Consider the following 2633-nt stretch of genomic DNA (forward strand, 5'->3'; position numbering starts at 1 on the left):
GTTTCCTTGCCCGTAGGCAGGGAGGCATCCATAGCATCTTTTCGAGGGGATGGGCTCTTTTAGCCTATTACCGGCGAGGTATAAAAAACTACCTGACCGTTGAGGGCGGTATGGAAGCAACAAAAAGTTTACAGCGAGTGGCGGCAGCTGCGGATATCTCAACAGTGGCCGGCGACTTTGCGATTGATATTTCAAGCGGGGCAGGGGAGTCAGCCTCGTCTTTGGTGATGGCCATGGTCGTATCTTTGTAATATGTAACTGTAACTTACACAATACTACACCATACAACAACCTGTGATCAATTTTGACCGGTCCCTCTGACATTCCGCAGCGCAGCAACTGCGCGCCGGCTTTTCTCGTTGCGCCGTTCATGTGCGACTTTCTCCATCTCAAGCATGCCATTGACGTCGAGACCATCCCACACCTCGAAGTCCACCTGCAGCTGATTCATCCAAAGCACTTTGACTCCGCGTGGGACATCCCCAATGCGCATGCGCAGCATGGTCTGAATGGGGTTTTGGGTGTAGTCCGTCTCAAACCGGTCCTGCAGCTGCTGGCCAATGAACTGGTACTCGCAAGCACTTACACGGGTCATTCTCAGGGCCACGCAGCACTGCTCATACGCCAATGCCTTCACCAGCACCAAGCGTTCTGCAAATCGGTGGGCAAGCGCCAGCAGGGTCACCTTAATGCTGGGGGCCCGAATTGAGGCCATTTCAGAGATGTAGATCCGCTCCAGGCCAAGCTTGAGTCGCCGCAGCAGCACGCCAGAGTGAACCGCGCGCACAACGACATCAGTATTGGGCACCAAAGTGATGGCAACCGGGCTCCAGGTAGGCGAATCTGGAAGAACGGGCCAAGGCCGAAGCGCAATATCGATCCGCTTGACGCGTTCCACAAACACAGCATGGTTGGCCCGGTACCAGGCGATCAACAACCGAGCCAGGTTATTGGTATTGGAACGAAGCAGCCAGTGCGGCAATTCTTGGACCACGGTCGTGCTGCCATGCTGCTTCCCCCAGTATTTGGGGACATGGGGGCGCAGACTGTATTCAGCGTTTGGCTCTTGGGTTTGCGGCCAGACATAGCCAGGTGCCAGCAATTGACTGCGGCCATCGCGCCAAAGCCGATGAAGCCCATCGGCCAGGCAGATCAGCAGAGCAACAAAACGCCTTGATCTTTTGAAGTCACCGCAAACCTGCACGAGCATGACACGCGAGCCATCCGCCAGGTGGCCAACGGCGTACTGGTGCCAGCTATTCACGCAAACTGCTTTCCTGATAAGAATTTGTGTGTCTGGCCAGCAGAGGATCCCCACCCACGCGCCACTCATCAATCGCCTTGAACACCAAATTGCAACCCACACAACGGTATTGACCAGACGGACGCATGCCGCCTTTTTCATCACGGGAGATGATGGGCTTGTAACTGGTAGCACCGCAACTGCGGCAACGATTGTGAGCGTTCATGATTGAGGATAACGCCTCGCCGGCGTTAAAGTCTACTCATGGACAAAAAGCTGACACCCTGGTTCGACGCCAAACTGCATTCGCCAGTGCGCGAAGGCTGGATGTCCAAAGGAGGTGGTCCAGCTAGAATTAGCCCCGAAAGACTTTTCTGAGCAAGTGCAAAAGAAAGCGCCGCCAAGGTAACTTGGTCCCACCCGGAGTGGGAGTCCCATAAGGGTAGAGAGACTTGCATGCAGCGGCCACCTTGTGTGGCCGTTTGTCTTTTTGGCATGAGCGCAGACTTAATTTTTAAAAACTCCCACATTGCAGGGTGCATGCGCCTGTCACACGCCTCTCATTGCTGCAGGCTCGACAAGTTGAGTACACCAGCGATGCCGCCGCTGACTGAGTTATCCCAGCTATCTCGCGGGCTTCTTTTATGGCCGCTGGTGTTGGGCTAATCACAGACGGGGTATCCCTTTAGCTCGGCTGCGTTGGGTTGCTTGGAAGACGGGGTATCCCTCTAGGAGTCTGGGCGGCAGAAGAAGGGAAATCCCTGACGCTGAATTGATGGGGTGAAACGTTATCTAAGGATGAGTGCAAGCTACATCCCCTACCACCCTGAGCAACAGCAACTATTGCCCAGTGCGCTACAAGACTGGCTACCCCAAGGCCACTTGGCGTATTTCATAAATGACACCGTAGACAGCCTGAATCTGAGTGCGTTTCATGCGCGCTACGCCAAGGATGGCCCGCGCAACCAACCCTTTCACCCCTCGATGATGGTCAAAGTCTTGGTCTATGCCTACGCCAGCGGTGTATTCAGCTCGCGCAAGATCGCCAAGAAGTTGCACGAGGACATTGCCTTTCGCGTACTCGGTGCCGACAACTTCCCCGCCCACCGCACCATCCGCGACTTTCGGGCGCTGCACTTGGCCGAGTTCACCGATTTGTTTGTCCAAGTGGTGCGCTTGGCGCGCGAGATGGGACTGGTCAAGCTGGGCACTATCGCAGTGGACGGTACCAAGATAAAAGCCAACGCCAGTCGCCACAAAGCGATGAGCTATGGGCGCATGCAAACCACCGAGGCCGAACTCAAAGCCCAGATTGCGGCATTGGTGCAAAAGGCTGCCAACACCGACGAGGTGGAGAAAGATGAGCCTGAGCTGGATATTCCTGCAGAGA

The 2633-nt window shown here is 55.3% G+C and carries 4 protein-coding genes; 2 read left to right on the forward strand and 2 right to left on the reverse strand.

Going from position 1 to position 2633, the window contains the following annotated elements; translation table 11 throughout:
- On the forward strand, positions 1–251 hold a 251-nt coding region (locus tag ACOYNV_RS27275), incomplete at its 5' end, for a hypothetical protein (protein ID WP_422902962.1).
- 47 nt (positions 252–298) lie between these two features.
- Here the strand turns inward: ACOYNV_RS27275 and ACOYNV_RS27280 are convergent.
- Both ACOYNV_RS27280 and ACOYNV_RS27285 read right to left on the reverse strand, forming a co-directional pair.
- Complete coding sequence (locus ACOYNV_RS27280; protein WP_422902963.1) at positions 299–1264, reverse strand: hypothetical protein; 966 nt, start codon at positions 1262–1264, stop codon at positions 299–301.
- Positions 1257–1469 carry a hypothetical protein gene (locus ACOYNV_RS27285; RefSeq protein WP_422902964.1) on the reverse strand — a complete coding sequence of 71 codons (213 nt, stop codon included), beginning with the start codon at positions 1467–1469 and terminating at the stop codon, positions 1257–1259. Before ACOYNV_RS27285 ends, ACOYNV_RS27280 begins: the two co-directional genes overlap by 8 nt.
- A gap of 572 nt (positions 1470–2041) precedes the next feature.
- On the opposite strand from ACOYNV_RS27285, the gene ACOYNV_RS27290 reads away from it, so the two are divergent.
- Positions 2042–2633: transposase (locus ACOYNV_RS27290; RefSeq protein WP_422902965.1), on the forward strand; the 592-nt coding region annotated here is incomplete at its 3' end.

The sequence above is a fragment of the Propionivibrio sp. genome (assembly GCF_049316945.1).
Classification (GTDB): Bacteria; Pseudomonadota; Gammaproteobacteria; order Burkholderiales; family Rhodocyclaceae; genus Propionivibrio.